The 15282-nt window shown below is 72.0% G+C and carries 17 protein-coding genes and 1 tRNA gene; 14 read left to right on the forward strand and 4 right to left on the reverse strand.

The window, feature by feature from the left end; genetic code table 11:
* Positions 1-50: 50 nt before the first annotated feature.
* Entirely contained in the window at positions 51-632 is a 582-nt protein-coding gene (locus OG289_RS16100) for a TMEM165/GDT1 family protein (protein ID WP_327314709.1), read from the reverse strand.
* A 377-nt stretch (positions 633-1009) separates the two neighbouring features.
* On the opposite strand from OG289_RS16100, the gene OG289_RS16105 reads away from it, so the two are divergent.
* The 5 genes from OG289_RS16105 (at position 1010) to OG289_RS16125 (ending at position 7007) form a co-directional block, all read left to right on the forward strand.
* Positions 1010-1654, forward strand: coding sequence for an HNH endonuclease family protein (locus OG289_RS16105; RefSeq protein ID WP_327314710.1), 645 nt, complete (start codon positions 1010-1012; stop codon positions 1652-1654).
* 126 nt (positions 1655-1780) lie between these two features.
* Positions 1781-3511 (forward strand): alkaline phosphatase D family protein, encoded by a 1731-nt coding sequence (locus tag OG289_RS16110; RefSeq protein WP_327314711.1) that lies wholly within the window; start codon positions 1781-1783, stop codon positions 3509-3511.
* Between the two features lie 168 nt (positions 3512-3679).
* On the forward strand, positions 3680-5602 hold the full coding sequence (locus OG289_RS16115) for an FAD/NAD(P)-binding protein (protein ID WP_442818906.1): 1923 nt from the start codon (positions 3680-3682) through the stop codon (positions 5600-5602).
* Between the two features lie 106 nt (positions 5603-5708).
* On the forward strand, positions 5709-6164 hold the full coding sequence (locus tag OG289_RS16120; RefSeq protein WP_327314712.1) for a DoxX family protein: 456 nt from the start codon (positions 5709-5711) through the stop codon (positions 6162-6164).
* 231 nt (positions 6165-6395) lie between these two features.
* Positions 6396-7007, forward strand: a complete 612-nt coding sequence (locus OG289_RS16125) for a DedA family protein (RefSeq protein ID WP_327314713.1) — start codon at positions 6396-6398, stop codon at positions 7005-7007.
* Between the two features lie 87 nt (positions 7008-7094).
* On the opposite strand, the gene OG289_RS16130 is transcribed toward OG289_RS16125, so the two are convergent.
* Positions 7095-7325 (reverse strand): DUF2277 domain-containing protein, encoded by a 231-nt coding sequence (locus OG289_RS16130; RefSeq protein ID WP_327314714.1) that lies wholly within the window; start codon positions 7323-7325, stop codon positions 7095-7097.
* A gap of 98 nt (positions 7326-7423) precedes the next feature.
* Between OG289_RS16130 and OG289_RS16135 the strand changes: the two genes are divergently transcribed.
* The gene (locus OG289_RS16135; RefSeq protein ID WP_327320696.1) at positions 7424-8326 is read left to right on the forward strand and encodes a ketopantoate reductase family protein; all 903 of its coding nucleotides are present in this window, start codon (positions 7424-7426) and stop codon (positions 8324-8326) included.
* Here OG289_RS16135 and OG289_RS16140 read toward each other — a convergent pair.
* The gene (locus OG289_RS16140) at positions 8316-8876 is read right to left on the reverse strand and encodes a GNAT family N-acetyltransferase (RefSeq protein ID WP_327314715.1); all 561 of its coding nucleotides are present in this window, start codon (positions 8874-8876) and stop codon (positions 8316-8318) included. The two genes, OG289_RS16135 and OG289_RS16140, sit on opposite strands and share 11 nt — an antisense overlap.
* 101 nt (positions 8877-8977) lie before the next feature.
* Here OG289_RS16140 and OG289_RS16145 point away from each other — a divergent pair, with 101 nt between their 5' ends.
* The 4 genes from OG289_RS16145 to OG289_RS16160 all read left to right on the forward strand — a co-directional run bounded on the left by OG289_RS16145 (position 8978) and on the right by OG289_RS16160 (position 10315).
* Positions 8978-9271: a hypothetical protein gene (locus tag OG289_RS16145; protein ID WP_327314716.1), complete on the forward strand. Its 294-nt coding sequence runs from the start codon at positions 8978-8980 to the stop codon at positions 9269-9271.
* On the forward strand, positions 9268-9675 hold the full coding sequence (locus OG289_RS16150; RefSeq protein ID WP_327314717.1) for a thiol-disulfide oxidoreductase DCC family protein: 408 nt from the start codon (positions 9268-9270) through the stop codon (positions 9673-9675). Before OG289_RS16145 ends, OG289_RS16150 begins: the two co-directional genes overlap by 4 nt.
* Positions 9676-9683: 8 nt before the next feature.
* The gene (locus OG289_RS16155) at positions 9684-9890 is read left to right on the forward strand and encodes a hypothetical protein (protein WP_327314718.1); all 207 of its coding nucleotides are present in this window, start codon (positions 9684-9686) and stop codon (positions 9888-9890) included.
* An 80-nt stretch (positions 9891-9970) separates the two neighbouring features.
* A complete protein-coding gene (locus tag OG289_RS16160; RefSeq protein ID WP_327314719.1) occupies positions 9971-10315 on the forward strand; it encodes a hypothetical protein in 345 nt (114 codons plus the stop codon).
* 54 nt (positions 10316-10369) lie between these two features.
* Here the strand turns inward: OG289_RS16160 and OG289_RS16165 are convergent.
* A tRNA-Val gene (locus OG289_RS16165) sits at positions 10370-10444 on the reverse strand.
* Positions 10445-10818: 374 nt separating this feature from the next.
* On the opposite strand from OG289_RS16165, the gene OG289_RS16170 reads away from it, so the two are divergent.
* The 4 genes from OG289_RS16170 to OG289_RS16185 all read left to right on the forward strand — a co-directional run bounded on the left by OG289_RS16170 (position 10819) and on the right by OG289_RS16185 (position 15279).
* Positions 10819-12348, forward strand: a complete 1530-nt coding sequence (locus OG289_RS16170) for a transposase (protein WP_327314720.1) — start codon at positions 10819-10821, stop codon at positions 12346-12348.
* Between the two features lie 106 nt (positions 12349-12454).
* Positions 12455-13225 carry a DUF4097 family beta strand repeat-containing protein gene (locus OG289_RS16175; RefSeq protein ID WP_327314721.1) on the forward strand — a complete coding sequence of 257 codons (771 nt, stop codon included), beginning with the start codon at positions 12455-12457 and terminating at the stop codon, positions 13223-13225.
* 74 nt (positions 13226-13299) lie between these two features.
* Entirely contained in the window at positions 13300-14694 is a 1395-nt protein-coding gene (locus OG289_RS16180; RefSeq protein WP_327314722.1) for a hypothetical protein, read from the forward strand.
* Between the two features lie 81 nt (positions 14695-14775).
* Complete coding sequence (locus OG289_RS16185) at positions 14776-15279, forward strand: DUF4383 domain-containing protein (protein WP_327314723.1); 504 nt, start codon at positions 14776-14778, stop codon at positions 15277-15279.
* The last annotated feature ends 3 nt before the right edge of the window (positions 15280-15282 follow it).

The following is a 15282-nucleotide window of genomic DNA, read 5'->3' on the forward strand; positions in this document are numbered from 1 at the left end:
TGCGGACAGCGTTCACCGGGCGTTCAGCTCGGCCGGACCGGCTCCCCGGCTCAGCCGGCGACCGCCTCCCACAGGCTCCACACCCCCAGCGCCAGCATCAGCAGCGCCGCGATCCGCGTGACCAGCTTCAGCGGCACCCGCTTCATCAGCGCCTTTCCACCGACGATGCCGAGTCCGGCCACCGCCCAGAGCGCCAGCACCGCGCCGAGGCCGACGGAGAGCGGGTCGTCGTAGCGGGCGGCGAGGTTCGCCGTCATGATCTGGGTGAGATCGCCGAACTCGGCGACGAGGATCAGCATGAAGCCCGCGCCGGCGACCTTCCAGAAGGACTGGTTCTGCGGCTGCCGGATCTCCTCGTCGCCGTCGTCCTTCTTCAGCAGCAGCATGGCCGCGCCGCCCAGGAACAGCACGCCCGTCAGCGCGTGCACGAGCTGCTGCGGGAGCAGGGTCAGCACGCTGCCCGCCGCGACGGCCAGCGTGACATGCAGCGCGAAGGCGGCGGCGACACCGGCGAAGACGTACGAGGCGCGGTAGCGGGTACCGAGGACGAGGCCGGCGAGGGCGGTCTTGTCGGGCAGCTCGGCCAGGAAGACGACGCCGAAGACGAGTGCCGTCACGGTGATGCTGATCAAGGTTCCTCAATCGGTCGGGGGCCGCCCCACCGAGAGTCCTGACTCCTCAGGAAAGAGACACCTCGGCACGGCAGCACACGTCATCCGTGCCGTACGGCACGGATGTGCACTGCTTGCCGAAGGTCTCGCTGGCCGACCCCTCACGACGGGTCCGCCTCCGGGCGCCGGCTCAGACGAGCTGAGCAGTATGTCGACGGTCCGGCGAAGAGCTACTCCCCTTCTGCGTTCCCCAGTGTACGAGATCGTTCTGCCATAAACCTTGTCGTGTCATGCTCACGTCACTAACTTCTAACCGGACGCACACCTCCCCGCAATGCGACCCGGCGAGCATTCCAACGCTCGCGCTCCAACACCCCCGCCTCCCCAAGGGAGTTCGCATGTCGAAGTTCTACGCGCGTGGACGGCTGAGCATACTCGCCGCCCTCACCGGTCTCATAGCCTCGGTCGGGCTGTTCAACTCCCCGACCGCCTCCGCCGCCCTCCCCACCCCGGTCAGCGCCGCCACCGCCCGCACCTACCTCGCCTCGCTCACCGTGAAGACCGAGAACCGCACCGGCTACGACCGCGACCTGTTCCCCACCTGGATCACCATCAGCGGCACGTGCAACACGCGTGAGTACATCCTCAAGCGGGACGGTACGAACGTCGTGACCAACTCCGCCTGCACCGCCACCAGCGGCAGCTGGTACTCCCCGTACGACGGGGCCACCTGGACCGCCGCATCCGACCTCGACATCGACCACCTGGTCCCGCTCGCCGAGGCCTGGGACTCCGGGGCCGGCGCCTGGACCACCGCCCAGCGCCAGGCCTTCGCCAACGACGTGACCCGCCCGCAGCTCATCGCCGTCACGGACAACGTGAACCAGTCGAAGAGCGACCAGGACCCGGCCGAGTGGATGCCGTCGGTCACCTCGTACCGCTGCACCTACGTCCGCGCCTGGGTCCAGGTGAAGTACTACTACGACCTCTCGGTGGACTCCGCCGAGAAGAGCGCGCTGACGAGCTACCTCGCCAACTGCTGAACCCGCTGATCGATCCGTGACCGCCGGACCCTCCCCGCGGACCTCCGTCGTTCCGTACCGTACGGGGCGACGGAGGAGGGCGAGCCGAAGGGGCGCGCCCGACCAGGGAAAGGGGCGGGCGATCACGTGGCCGGACTGCGGCTGGGACCACTGCTGAGATACGCCGACGGCTCGTCCGCGACCGTCTGGGTCGAGGCGAGCCGCCCGTGCGCCGCCGAGGTTCGGTGCGCGGACGGCGCCGGCGGCACGGCCCGCACCTTCCAGGTGGCGGGCCACCACTACGCCCTCGTCCCGGTGACCGGCCTGACGGCGGGTACGTCGACGGCGTACGAGGTCCTCCTCGACGGCACCCGCGTGTGGCCGCTGCCCGACTCCCGTTTCCCGCCCTCCGAGATCCGCACTCCCGCCGCCATCGACGCCGACGCCTACGACGCCGAGGCCTTTGACGGCGATGACGGCGATGACGGCGATGACGGCGATGACGGTTGCAGCATCCGGGTGGCGTTCGGGTCCTGCCGCTGGGCGGCGCCCCCGGCCGGCGGGCACGACCCCGTCGGCCCCGACGCGCTGGACAGCCTGGCCGCGCGCCTCGCCGCCGATCCGGCGGCCGAACGGCCCGACGTACTGCTGCTGCTGGGCGACCAGGTGTACGCCGACGAGGTCTCCGACGGGACCCGCGAGCGGATCGCCGCCCGCCGCGGCCTCACCGATCCGCCGGGCGCCGAGGTCGCGGACTTCGAGGAGTACACCTGGCTGTACTACGAGTCCTGGCTCGACCCCGAGGTCCGCTGGCTGCTGTCCACCGTGCCGAGCTGCATGGTCTTCGACGACCACGACGTCATCGACGACTGGAACACCTCCGCCTCCTGGCTGGCCGACATGCGGGCCACGCCCTGGTGGCGCGAGCGGCTGCTGAGCGGCCTGATGTCGTACTGGGTGCACCAGCACCTCGGCAACCTCACCCCGGGCGAGCTGGCCGCCGACCCGCTCTACGCCGCCGTGCGCGAGACCCCCGACGGCACCGACGTGCTGCGCGCCTTCGCGTGCCGCGCCGACACCGACCCGGCGTCCGTGCGGTGGAGCTACCGGCGCGACTTCGGGCGGGTGAGGCTGCTGATGGTGGACACCCGGGCCGCACGGGTCCTGGCCGAGGACGGGCGGGCGATGCTCGCCCCGGGCGACGCGCAGTGGCTGCGCGACCAGGTCCTCGACGGCCCCGGTTCCTACGACCACCTCCTGATCGGCACCTCCCTGCCCTGGCTGCTGCCGCACCTGGTGCACGACGCCGAGGAGTGGGACGCGGCCCTGTGCCGGGGCGAGCGCGGGGCGCGCTGGGCCCGGTTCGGGGAGAAGCTGCGGCGGGCGGCGGATCTGGAGCACTGGGCGGCCTTTCCGGCCTCCTTCGCCGCGCTGACGGAGCTGATCGCCGAGGCGGGGACGGGACCACAGGCCCCGGCGAGCGTGCTCGTGCTCTCCGGGGACGTGCACCACGCGTACGTGGCCGAGCCCCGCTGGCCCGACGGAACCGGGCCCGACGGGAGCCGAACCGGCGGGACCGGGCCCGACGCACGGGTGCTTCAACTCACCTGCTCCCCCGTCCACAACTCCATCCCCCTGTCGATACGGGTGGGCTTCCGGTTCGGCTGGAGCGCCCTGGCCCGTGCGCTCGGCCGCCGCTTCCGCCGGCACGGGCGCTGCCCGCGGCCACCCGTCGACTGGCGCAGGACGGGCGGGCCGTGGTTCGGCAACCAGCTCATGTCCCTGACCCTGCACGGCCGTTCGGCCCGGCTGCGGCTGGAGCAGGCACGGGGGGACGGAGCACTGACAACCGTGGAGGAGTCGGACCTCACGTCCTGATGCGGGACAACCGGGGTGTGTGGGGCCCACGTTGGCTTCCGTGACGGTGGGGGTCCCCCCGTGCTCGAAGAGTTCGGGGGAGGCATGATGAGGCGGACCGTCCGCTTCCCTCGAGCCCCGGCGGACGGCCTGCTCCATCGCGCCCCCACACGCCCGGGAGTCACCCCCTTGCCCTCAGTGAACGCCGACCACGTCGGCCATTCCGCCGATCTCGCCGTCGCCCTCGTCGGCGCCGGGCCGCGCGGCACCAGCGTCCTGGAACGTCTGTGCGCCTCCGCTCCCGAGCTGCTGCCGCCCGGGGTCCGGCTGACGGTCCACGTCGTCGATCCCGCCCCACCGGGACCGGGCCGCGTGTGGCGCACCGCGCAGTCGCGGGAGCTGCTGATGAACACCGTGGCCTCGCAGGTGACCCTGTTCACCGACGACAGCGTGGACTGCGCGGGCCCGATCCGTCCGGGCCCGAGCCTGTACGAGTGGGCGGGCGGCGAACTGGGCCCGGACGAGTACCCGACCCGCGCGCACTACGGCCGCTACCTGGAGTGGGTGTTCGCGCGGACCGTGCGCCGGGCCCCGTCCTCGGTGCGCGTCGAGACGCACGCGGCGCGCGCGGTCCGGCTCGACGACGCCGCCGACGGCCGTCAGGTCCTCACCCTGGACGACGGCCGTGTCCTGCTCGGCCTGTCCGCCGTCGTCCTCGCCCAGGGCCATCTGCCGGTGGTCGCCGACACCGCCCGGCAGCGCCAGGCCGCCTACGCCGAACGGCACGGCCTGCGCCATGTCCCGCCCGCCAATCCGGCCGACGTCGACCTCTCCGCGCTCGCCCCCGGCGAACCGGTCCTGCTGCGCGGCCTGGGACTGAACTTCTTCGACCACATGGCCCTGCTGACGACCGGCCGGGGCGGCCGCTTCGTCCCCGCCCCGCAGGGCCTGCGCTACCTGCCCTCCGGTCACGAGCCGCGCCTGTACGCCGGCTCCCGGCGCGGCATCCCGTACCAGGCGCGCGGCGACAACGCCAAGGGTCCGTACGGGCGTCACACCCCGCTCGTGCTGACCCCCGAGGTGATCGCGGGGTTCCGCAAGCGCGCGGACTCCGGTGAGGCGCCCGACTTCCTGGCCGAGATATGGCCGTTGGTGGCGAAGGAGGTGGAGACGGTCTACTACACGGCCCTGGTGCGGGAGTCACAACGGCCCGGCTTCACGGACCGGTTCGCGGACCGCTTCCTCGCCGTCCCGCACCGCCATCCCCAAGAGGCCCTGATACTCGACGAGTTCGGGGTGTCCGAGGCCGACCGCTGGAGCTGGGACCGGATCTCGCGGCCGTATACGGAACGCCGGTTCGCGCACCGGGGGCAGTGGCGGGACTGGCTGCTGGCGTATCTGCGCAGGGACGCGGAGGAAGCCGCCCGGGGCAATGTGGACGGTCCCTCGAAGGCGGCCCTGGACGTGCTGCGCGACCTGCGCAACGAGCTGCGGCTGATCGTCGACCACGCCGGTCTGCCCGGCGCCTCCCGCCGGGACCACCTGGACCGCTGGTACACCCCGCTCAACGCGTTCCTGTCCATCGGGCCGCCCCGCCGCCGCGTCGAGGAGCTGACCGCCCTGGTGGAGGCGGGGGTGGTGGAGGTGCTCGGCCCCCGGCTGGAGGTGCGGGAGGAGGACGGGGCCTGGCGGGCGCACTCGCCGGAGGTGCCGGGCTCGGACGTCCGCGTGACGACCCTCATAGAAGCCCGGCTCCCGGAGACGGACGTGCGCCGCACCGCCGACGGCCTGCTGGCCCGGCTGCTCAAGACCGGACAGTGCCGCCCCCACACGGTGGACGGTTACGTGACCGGGGGACTGGACGTAACACAGCGCCCCTACCATCTGATCGACAGTCAGGGTCGGTCGCACACAAGGAGGTTCGCCTTCGGAGTGCCCACGGAGGGCGTGCACTGGGTCACCGCGGCGGGAGCCCGCCCAGGGGTGGATTCGGTCACACTTTCGGACGCGGACGCGGTGGCGAGAGCCGTTCTACGTGCCACGAAGGCGGAAACGGAGCCTCGAACGGAACCTGAACCGTGGCCAAAAGTTGAACTTGTAAGCATCGATTAGGGCCGCCTAACGTGAGTCGCTCATTCGGTACCGCCGCGCCCACCGGCCGGTCCATTCCCCTTTTCCGGGACCGGTCCAGACCGACACCGAAGGAGCACCCCCCACCATGTCCGCTCGCCTCAACACCGCACAGCCCTACGCGGTCGGCCTCTTCCGCGTCGTCGTAGGCCTGCTCTTCGCCTGCCACGGCGCGGCCTCGCTCTTCGGCGTCCTCGGCGGCGCCGTGGGCACCAAGGGCGGCACCATCGACGCCGGCACCTGGCCCGGCTGGTACGCGGCCGTGATCCAGCTCGTCTGCGGCAGCCTGGTGCTGCTCGGCCTCGGCACCCGGGCCGCCGCGTTCCTGGCCTCGGGCTCCATGGCGTACGCGTACTTCGACGTGCACCAGCCCAACGCCCTGTGGCCGATGGAGAACGGCGGAGAGGCCTCGGCGATGTTCTGCTGGGCCTTCCTGCTGCTGATCTTCACCGGTTCCGGCGCCCTCGGCCTGGACCGCCTGTTCGCGGGCCGCACGGTCACCGAGCGGGAGCCCTCGGCACAGAAGGCCGAAGTCGCCGCCTGACCACCTGCGCCGAACCGCATCGTGATCCGCGACCGCCCGGGCTCCGTCGGCGCCCGGGCGGTCGTGGCTCGCGGCCGTAGGTGAACGTGCTGTGCCGAACGCACGAGCCCCCCGTGAATCCGCTGTCACACCCCAGGCGTACGCTGTATGGCTGTCATTGGCCGCACCTGCCGCTCCCTCGCGACACAGCGGCACGGTCGGCCGTCACGGGGGAGACACGGGGAGTCTGCGGTGTTCGAGAGTGTGGGGGCGTTGCTCGGCAGCCCCTGGATCTACGCGGTGGTGGGCCTGTCGGTCCTCCTCGACGTGTTCCTGCCGGTGCTGCCCAGCGGAGTGCTCGTCATCACGGCGGCGACAGCCGCGGCGGCGGGCTCGGGCGCGGCGACCGGCCAGGTGCCGAACGACGTCCCGGACATCATGGTGCTGATCCTCTCCGCGACGACCGCCTCGGTGCTGGGCGACCTGGTCGCCTACCGGCTGGCCTGGCGCGGCGGTGAGCGCCTGGACCGGGCGATCTCCCGCTCCCGCCGGCTGACCACCGCGCAGGAACGTCTCGGCGAGGCGCTGGCCCGCGGCGGCGGCGTCCTGGTCGTCCTGGCCCGCTTCGCCCCGGCCGGCCGCTCCGTCGTCTCCCTCATCGCGGGCGCCGCCCATCGCCGCCCCCGCGACTTCCTCCCCTGGTCCGCGCTGGCCGGCCTGTCCTGGGCGGGCTACAGCGCCGCCCTCGGCTACTTCGGCGCGCACTGGCTCGGCACGACCTGGCTGGCGACGGGGGTGTCGGTGCTCGCGCTGGTCGGCGCGGGCGCGGGCGCGGCGTACGTGATGCGACGGCAGCCTGCGTGACCGGGCCGTTCCCGGTACCCACCGCCTCGCTGCGGCCGCTGCGCCACGCCTGCCGGTCAGGCCGTCAAGGCACGACCGCCGGCTGAGTCACGCGGCCGTCGACCGGTGCGTCCCGCGCACCTCCAGCCCGTCCAGCAGCTCCGCCGTGGCCGCGGCGACGACCTCGACCGCTCTCTCGAACACCTCCCGGTTGTGCTCGGCCGGCGCCCGGAAGCCGGACACCTTGCGTACGTACTGCAGGGCTGCGGCGCGAATCTCGTCCTCCGTGGCCTCTTCGGGCAGGGCGGGGGGACGCAGCGTCTTGATACTCCGGCACATGTCCCCAGTCTCCCCCGGGACCCCGGCCGCGTGCCATGATCACGTCCGAGGCGGCCACCGCACCCGCGGGGCCGACCGACGAGAGGAACAACAGCATCATGGCGAACGACATGCTCAGCTTTGCCGTGCTCGGCCCCGGCGGGGTGGGCGGCCTGCTCGCGGCCGTCCTGTCCCAGGCAGGCCACCGCGTGACCTGCCTGGCGGGCGAGGAGACGGTCACGACCCTCCGCACGCACGGCATCCGCGTCCGCAGCCTCTGCTTCGGCGACTTCACGGCCCGCGTCGACGCGGACACCGAGCTGCGCGCCACGGTCGACGCGGTCCTGATCGCCGTCAAACACACCGCCCTCGACGCGGCCCTGACCCGCATCCCGGCCCCGGCGCTCGGTGACGCCCTCCTCGTGCCGTTCCTGAACGGGATCGAGCACCCAGCGGCCCTCCGCTCCTTCCACCGCCCGGACCGGGTGGCCCCCGCCGTCATCCGCGTCGAGTCGACGCGGGTCGCTCCCGGCGTGATCGAGCAGAGCAGCCGCTTCACAGGCATCGACCTCTCCGGCGACGAGGTACCCCGCGACCGGCTGGACGCGCTGGCGAAGGCCCTGGCCACGGTCGACCCGATCATCCAGGTACATCCGGACGAGACAGCCGCCCTGTGGGCGAAGATGGCGTTCCTCGCCCCCTTCGCCCTCCTCACCACCCGATACGGCCTCCCCATGGGCGGCGTCCTCGAACATCACCGCGCCCAGCTGACCGCCCTGGTCGAGGAGACCGCCGCCGTCAGCCGCGCCTGTGGCGCGCCGGCCGACCCGGTGCGGGCCCTCACCCTGTACGGCTCCTTCGAGCCCACCACCAAGTCCTCCATGCAGCGCGACGCCGAGGCGGGCCGCCCGCTCGAACTCGACGCCATCGGCGGCGCGTTGCTGCGCGCGGCCGAGCGGCACGGGGTCCCGGTGCCGGTGACGACGCGCCTGGTACGGGAGTTGGCGGACGCTACTCGGTAGGACCGGCGGGAGCGCCGGACCCGGCGGGACCGGCGGTTCCATTGCTCCGCAGGTCGACGTACCAGTCGTTGGAGCTGATCCAGTTGCCCTTCGGGTACTCGAAGTCGACCTGACCGAGGAGAGTGAACCCGGCCTTGCGGCACACCCCGTTGGACGCAGGATGGTCCACGGCGGGGAACGCGTGCAGGGCCGGGTGGCCGCCCGTCCGTCGGACGACGTCCACGAGCGCCAGGGCCGCCAGCGCGGCGAGGCCTCTGCCCTGGAACTCGGGCAGGATCCCCCAGCCCGTCTCCCACACCTTCCCGCCTCGCCACTCGCGCTCCCAGTACCCGATCGAGCCGACGGTCTCCCCGCCGGCCGTGAGCGTGATCCGGTACATGCACCCGTCGGACAGGGCGACATACCGCCGGTGCCGGTCGGCGAGCTTCTCCTCGCTCTCCGGTCCGCCGAGGTGCTCGGTCATCTCGGGGCTGTTGGTCCGCCGCAACAGCCAGAAGTCGCCCTCCGCCCAGGGCACCAGCCGCACCTGGTCAACATCCCGTTCATCCATACGCGTCACCCTAGGTCCGGGGTCTGACATCGGGGTTCCAGCAGGACGACCACAACCGACCGCTCCGAGGCCGTCATCGGGGCCGCCGGCGTCCGGGGCCCGTGGAGGCAGCACGCACCGCGCTCTTCTACGTCATGCGCGTGCCCGAGTTCGCCTTTCCCGGAGTCTCCGAGTCGGTCTACGGCAACGACTTCCTGGTCGTCACCGGGACCTACGCCCCGGTCGTGTTCCTGGTGTACTTCCCGCTCGGCATCCTCGTGCCGGGCGAGCGCTTCGCGCGGGGCACGGCGTCCCCTTCGACGTTGACGGACCCGCTGAGGAACCACCGCGGATCGCGTGCCCCGCGCGAGACTGAACAAGAGGCGTTGCTCGAACAGTGGACGGAGAAGTCGTGACCCACCCCGAAGCCCCGTCGGCACCACGGCCCGTGCTCGCCTATGACGGCGACTGCGGCTTCTGCCAGACCTCCGTCGACCGCGTCCGCGCCCTCGCGAGGCCGGGCATCGAGGCGGTCCCGTGGCAGTTCCTGCCCGCCGAGGTGACCAGCCCGCACCTCGAACGCCTCGACCGGGAGGTCCTGTTGCTGCGCGGCGGCACCGTCCTGGCGGGCGGGGCGGACGCGCTGGCCCGCTATGTGGCCACCTCGCCGTCCTCGGCGTACCGCGTGCTCGGGGCCATCGTCCGGCTGCCCGGCGTGCGCTCCTGCGCCCGCGTGGTCTACCGCTGGGTGTCCCGCAACCGCCACCGCCTGCCCGGCGGCACCCCCGCATGCGCCGTGCCGCCGGCCGCCACGAGGTGAGCCCCCTCGTGCGCCTTCGCGTCCCGACCTGCGTCCTGACGCCCGGAGCCGCGCCCGCGCTCGCCGACGGTGCCACCTGGTACGCCTCGCTGTTCACCGGGGCGATGGTGTACGGGAGTTGGGTGCTGGTCCATCGCCTCAACGCGGACCCGGACACGACGGACCGGCTCGGCATCGGGATCCTGCGGCAGCGCCGGGCCGACGCCGCCTCCTGAGCCATTCAATCGAACATAGGTTCACACGAACACCCCGAAGGAGCTCGCCAGTCAAATTCGAACAGGCGTACCATTGCCGCGTGGCTACGACCTATGACTTTCCCAGCGACCTGCGCGCCGGTCAGGAGGAGCTGCATCAGGTCCGGGCCGAGCTGTCGGCCCTGCTGAAGCGGCTTCCCTGGTCGGTCGAGCCCCTGGACGGCTTCAGTGACGCCGGGGGCTGGCGCAAGGCCGAGCGTCCCGCCTCCCCAGGCTGGACGGCCGACGAACAGGCCGAGGTGGAGAAGCTCCGGCGCCGGGAGCACGAGCTGGCGGTGTTCGTGAGCTGCCACCGCTTCTGGGCGGAGATCGCCACCGCGGACCGAGTCGAGGCCCGCATGAGCCTCAAACACGCCCACGAGACCCCGCCGCAGGACGGCGAGTAGGAACGGGACACGCGAAAGGGCCCCCGGATCTCTCCGGGGGCCCTTTCCCTCTCCTGGTGGGCGCGGACGGTTTCGAACCGCCGACATCCTGCTTGTAAGGCAGGCGCTCTACCCCTGAGCTACGCACCCAGGACGAGTCGACAGCCTACATTGCCGGGGCCTGTGTCCGGCAAACCCGTACCCGCCCGGGGATTTCCCGGGGGTTCGCAGCTGCTGCCGCTGGAGTGTGTTCAAGAGTGTTCTGGTGGGCGGGAGTGGGTGTGGGGTGGTCTGTGCCGTGGCACTGCGCGGCCGTGAGCTCGGTTTTCGATGGGGAACTGACGTTCTCGCGTCGAATGCGTGACCTTTACGGGTGACGCTCGTTTCCCATGGCGACGGGATCTTCGGGTGGGGGTGACGGGGTGGGTGAGCTGAGGAGTGTGACGCCGTCGTTCGTCACTCCCGGGCCGTCTGGTGTGGCCGTCCGGACCCGCCTGAAAGACCTGACGCCGGACGATGAGAAGGTGCTGCGGCTGGTGGGCGCGCATCTGGGGTCGCTGGCCTCGAAGGATCTCAAGGCGCGCTGCCGGGACGGCCTGGCGCACTCCGCCGGGACGTGGGCGGTGCGTAAGCGGGAGCTGACGCCGTTCTCGTCGTCGCGCTGGGCCGGGGCAATCACCAAGGCGTCGCACGACCAGTGGGCGCTGGCCCGCCGCTGCCAGTCGGCGCACCTCCAGAATCTGGAAGCGGGCATCCGCACGCTGACGCACCGGCTGTCCCTGCCGATCGGGCAGAAGGGAACCAAGAAGGCGCCCGGGGGGTACCGGTCGCGGCGGGAGTGGCATGCCAAGTCGAGGCGGCTGCGGGTGCTGGAAGACCGGCTGACTGCCGCGCGGGCCGACCGCGAGGCCGGAGTTGTGCACGTCGTACGCGGCGGCAAGCGCCTGGCCCGTGCCCGGCACCACCTGGAGGCGGCCCAGCTCACCGAGTCCGGATGGCGGAGACGCTGGGAGGCCGAGCGCTGGTTCTGCCAGGCGGACGGGGAGTGCGGCAAGCTTTACGGCAACGAGACGATCCGCGTCGGCCCCGACGGCGAGGTGAGCATCAAACTCCCCGCGCCGCTCGCGTATCTGGCCAACGCCCCGCACGGACGGTACGTCCTGGCCTGCCGGGTCACGTTCGCGCACCGGGGCACCGAGTGGGCGGACCGCGTCGCGGCCAACCGGGCGATCGCCTACCGCATCCACCTGAATACCGGCCGGGACCGCTGGTATGTGACCGCCTCCTGGCAGATCCCGCCCACCCCCACCCTCCCCATCGATGCCGCGCTCGCCCACGGCGTGATCGGCGTCGACATGAACGCCGACCATCTGGCCGCCTGGCGCCTGGACATCCACGGCAACCCGGCCGGCGCCCCGCACCGTTTCGTCTATGCCCTTTCCGGTACCGCCCAGCACCGGGATGCCCAGGTCCGCCACGCCCTCACCCGCCTCCTGCACTGGGCCCGCGCGTGCGGTGTGAAGGCGATCGCGGTGGAGGATCTGGACTTCGGCGCGGAGAAGACCCGGGAGAAGCACGGCCGCAGGAAACGCTTCCGGCAGCTGGTCTCCGGCATGCCCACCGGGAAGCTCCGCGCCCGGCTGGCGTCGATGGCCGACGCCACGGGTGTCGCGGTCATCGCCGTCGACCCGGCTTACACCAGCCGGTGGGGCGCCCAGCACTGGCAGAAGCCCCTCACCAGCACCACCCGCACAACCACTCGCCACGAGGCTGCTGCCGTGGCGATCGGAAGGCGCGCCCAGGGACACCCGATCCGGCGACGGACGGCACCGCCCCCACAGCACCGGAGTGATGCGGTGGGGCATCGGACCGTCCAGGCCAGACCGGGGGTTCCTGGGCGTGAGGGAACCCGCCCCCGCATCCCCGGACCACGGACACGATCCGTGCCGCCCGGACGCGGAGCGAACGCGGGCAACCAGAACGCCCAACACCGTCCGGGGCGTTCGGCCGAGCATGAGCCCTGGCGACAGGACTCACTCCCGCTCAGTCTCTAGGAACGGTTACCCCCACCCCGGATCCGGGAGCGTGCCGGATCGTCCGGCGGTCGGGATCTCCCTAGGGTCGTCATCGCATCGCCAAACAGCCCAGGGGGAGACCATCATGGCCCGTACGACCGTTCCAGCCCGCGCGGTCCTCGTCACCGCCGCCGTCGTGGCCCTCGCCGCCGGCGCGACCGGGTGCAGCTCCGCCGACGACGACGAGCATCCCGACCACCGGTCCTTCGCCCTCCAGGGCAGCACCCTCACGATCGACTCCGACGACTCGGCACTGGAGATCGTCGCCTCCGACACGGCCGAGGCGGGCACGGTCGACGTCACCCGGTGGTTCCAGGGATCGGTCACCATCGGCAAGAGCCCGAAGGTGGCCTGGTCGATGAAGGACGACCGGCTGACGCTGCGGATGCACTGCTCCGGCGTCGTCGCCGACTGCGCCGCCAAGCACCGCATCGAGGTGCCCAGGGGTGTCGCCGTGAAGGTCGAGGACGACGACGGCAGCGTCCGGGCGCAGGGTTTCCGGGACGCGCTGAGCGTTCGCACCAAGGACGGCTCCGTGCACGTCACCGACTCCAGCGGGCCACTGGAGCTGCGCAGCGACGACGGTTCCGTACGCGCCGAGGTCTCCTCGCGCACGATGAACGCGCACACCAAGGACGGCTCGGTGCACCTCACCCTGAGCGCCGTGCCGGACCGGGTGGAGTCGGTCAGCGACGACGGCTCGGTGACGATCGCGCTGCCCGAGGCGAAGTACCGGGTGACCACGAAGACCGACGACGGCGGGGTGGACGTGTCCGTGCCGCGCGACGAGTCCAGCGCGCATGTCGTGAGCGCGCGCACCGCCGACGGGAAAGTCACCGTCAGGATCGCGAACTAACGGGCCCGTGTGTTCGTCCTTAACCGGTGGGAGAATGACACCGGGCAGGGCGGATCACAGCACGGGAGAGGGATGTGACGGCGACACCAGCGCAGCCGTACTCGCCGTTGGTGCCGCGCGCACGGCGTCCCGTGCGGAAAGCACCGCGCACCGCGCTCCAGGACACCCTCACGCTCGTCGCCCTCCCCCTCGTGGTCGCCCTCGCGCTGCCCGCCACGTTCGCCGGCGGCGGCACCCGGCGCTGGTTCGGCGGGCGGGCCGAGGGTCAGCGGGCCGAGGCCCAGGCCGCCAAGGACGCGGCGGCGGCCGCGTTCTACGAACTGGACACCGCCCAGCGCGACCTGCGGATCTCGATCGAGACGATCATGGCGGTGGACGACTCTCCGGCCGCCCGCCGCGCGGTGTCCGACTTCGAGGCCGTCGGCCGGCGCATCGACGAGGCCAGCCACCAGTACATCAACGCCGTCGACGCCCACGATCTCGACCGGGACGACCTGGAGGCCTCGGTGGCCGCCCAGGCGCGCACCGAGCTGGCCCGAGCCAAGGACGAGTTGGGTCGCGTCAAGCAGGAGCTGGACCGGTTCGCCGACGGGCTGGGCCCGCTGCTCGGCAAGGCGGAGACCCAGCTGGCCCGGCTCGCGCCCGCCGTGGAGCGGGCCCGGCAGGCGCTGCTGGCCGCGTCCAACGCACTGGACGCCGTACGGGAGAGCGGCCTCAGGGCGGACCATCTCGCGTCGCGGCTGGCCGCGCTCGCGCCCGAGCTGACGAAGCTGAACCAGGGCGCGGGGCAGCACGGGGTGCCGCAGACCCTGGAGCGGGCGGAGCGGGTGTCGCGGGAGGCCGAGGCGGTCCGCGTGGAGGCCGGGCGGCTGCCGGAGCGGGCCGCCGAGATCGACCACCGGCTGGTCTCGCTGCGTACGCGCGCACAGGCGCTGACGACCCGCTCGGGGCAGGTGGAGCCGATCCTCAGCGAGCTGCGGCGGCGGTTCTCGGCGGCCTGCTGGCAGGACCTCCAGCACGTCCCCGACCAGGCCGGGGAGAACGTCCGGCAGGCCGAGGCTAAACTGAAGGAGGCGCAGGCCGCGCGGGACGCGCAGCGCTGGCCGGACGCCACCGCGCTGCTGTCGACGGTGCGGGCGCTGCTGAACAGCACGGACGAGGCGGTCTCGGCCGCCGGTGACCGGCTGACCAGGCTGAACGCCGTACAGAAGGACCCGCAGGCGGAGATCGACCGGACCCGGTTCGCGATCCGGGACGCGCAGCGGCTGGCCATGGCGGGCCGCAACACGCCCGATCCGCGGCACGCGCGCCCGCTGGACGACTCGGTGGCCCGGCTGGAGCGGGCGATCGCCACGCTGGAGGGCCGGCACCCCGACTACTGGCACTTCCTGACCGAGACGGAGGCCGTCCGGCACGCGGTGGCGGACGTGGTGGCACACATCCGCGAGGACCGCGGCACCGGGCAGTGACATTGCCGCCGACGCTCGGCGGGCGGATATTGAGAGGTACGTACGGCCCCCGTCGGCACGTCCACCCCCAGGGAGGCGGAGATGGCCACACACGTACAGCACGGCCGGTCCGGGCGACGGATCAAGCTCAACGACCATCTGCCCGTCGACCACCGCCTGAACCTGGTCTACCGGATCGGCGCCGGGCTGATGGGCCTGGGTCTCGTCGTCTTCGGGATCTTCGGCATCATCGACGCGATCGGCTTCTTCGACACCGGCGGGGACGAGGTGTGGAGCCTCAACACCAACGGCGCGCTGAGCTGGCTGTCGGTCGGTGTCGGGCTGCTGCTCTTCGTGGGCATGGTGATCGGCGGGAACTTCGCGTCCACGCTGAACATGACCCTCGGTGTCCTGTTCATCGTCAGCGGCTTCTTGAACATGTCGCTGCTGGAGACGGACTACAACTTCCTGGCGTTCAAGATCCAGAACTGCATGCTCAGCTTCGTGATCGGGATCCTGCTGATGGTCTTCGGGATGTACGGCAGGGTGGGGTCGGCCCTGCCGCACGACAACCCGTACTGGCGGGCCCGTCACCCCGAGGAGTGACGG

Origin of the sequence: Streptomyces sp. NBC_01235 (genome assembly GCF_035989285.1) — a bacterium.
Taxonomy (GTDB): Bacteria; Actinomycetota; Actinomycetes; order Streptomycetales; family Streptomycetaceae; genus Streptomyces.